Here is a 1591-nt window from a genome sequence, read left to right on the forward strand (position 1 = left end):
CATTAGGGTTGCATTAAAATAATTCGTCTATGTCAAGAGGGTAAATGGATTATATTTACTCAGTGATTATAATCCTTATTTGGTACATACATCCAAATATCATTTCGCACACTGAGGAAGTCGACCACTACCTAGGGTGTAGTCCTTTTCCACAATTTTTACATATATTGGTTGGGGTGTTTACAGAATCTCTGTGCTACGAATTAGGTCATCCATTTCTCCTGAAAATACTCGATTCATAGTTTCTTCATAGACTCGTTCCCAATCTTGTCGCTGGCGTCCTTTTGTGGGTGGGCCTTTCCTGTGAAGTTTTTGCATAAAGGAGGTGAAGGGCTCATACAAACATTCTCTAAGGAGTCGTTGGATATCGAGCAACGAACCCTGATACGCTGCTTTATACTTGATCAACATCATCAAACAATAGGTGATTAAGGCGATGAATAATTGATTAACGACTGCGGCTTGACTCTTACCAAACAGATGCTTAATCGTCAAATGTTGCTTGATCCACTTGAAGAAGAGTTCTATTTGCCAACGGTAGCGATAGATAACCCCAATTTCTTCCGCCATTATGTCGAAATCGTTGGTTAGAATCATGACGGCTTTACCTTCAGAATCCTTCGTGATCACGAGCCTTAGGTCATGTTCCATTCGACTTTTCCCTTTACCGAGTCGTACAATGAGGTCTTCTTCAATTACACTCTCCTCGTCAATTTCAAGCTCTCGAAGCACTTCAACACAGGCATTATTTTTTAATCGGGTGACGAAACGGATACCCTTTCCGCAATAATAGTCAAACTGCTTATAATGCAGATATCCCCGATCAAAAACATTTAAGGCATCTTCATCTTCGACAATCAAGAACTCAAGTTGGCTTTTGTCAGATTTGCGAGCAACAGTGATGGTTGCGGCATCCGGGATTGGATCGCCATCAAATCGAATCCGTTGATGAAGCTTCACACCACCCTTTGTCTTTCTAAAGTCGGCCCATAAGTATTGAGAAAGGCAAAGAGTAATGGTTGAGGCATCGATTAAATAGAGACGGCCTAACGATTGACGCAGAGTATTGTAACCCAGCCTTAATCCTAACGTTTGTACAATTTCTTTATGGATAATACCAGCTATATCGGTTGACATTTCTCTGAATCGACGAGAAATCTGAGAAGTACTAATGGATTCTAGATGAAGGGCTTTGGCAAACGCATCATTGTTTAAACTGTTACTGATCTCTTTCAGACTGGTATATTGTTTCATTTCAGCATTCATGACCAGTTGGACGAGTTGAACAGTTTTTAACTTCTTAACATATTGATCGACAGACTCAACTGTCTTACTAATTCTGTGCCAAAGATTCTGAGTTAATATGGGTTCTACCAATTGAAAAAATGTGGATTCCGTGGTATTCTTGTCCTGCATTTTATCTTTCCTTATTCTTAGATTTGGACAAGAACTACTCCATCTCTAATTATAAGGTTTTTTTATGTTAAAATACAGATTTTAGTCTATTATCTCAATATATCAGTCATTTACGCTGTATTTAGGGGTAAGACATTACTTGACAAATGATCGTCAATTTTATGCAACGCTAGTG

The 1591-nt window shown here is 38.9% G+C and carries 1 protein-coding gene; it reads right to left on the minus strand.

Going from position 1 to position 1591, the window contains the following annotated elements; translation table 11 throughout:
• Nucleotides 1-180 precede the first annotated feature (180 nt).
• Nucleotides 181-1416 (minus strand): IS4 family transposase, encoded by a 1236-nt coding sequence (locus DSOL_RS26040; protein ID WP_075367591.1) that lies wholly within the window; start codon nucleotides 1414-1416, stop codon nucleotides 181-183.
• Nucleotides 1417-1591 lie beyond the last annotated feature (175 nt).

Origin of the sequence: Desulfosporosinus metallidurans, from assembly GCF_001936615.1 — a bacterium.
Classification (GTDB): Bacteria; Bacillota; Desulfitobacteriia; order Desulfitobacteriales; family Desulfitobacteriaceae; genus Desulfosporosinus; species Desulfosporosinus metallidurans.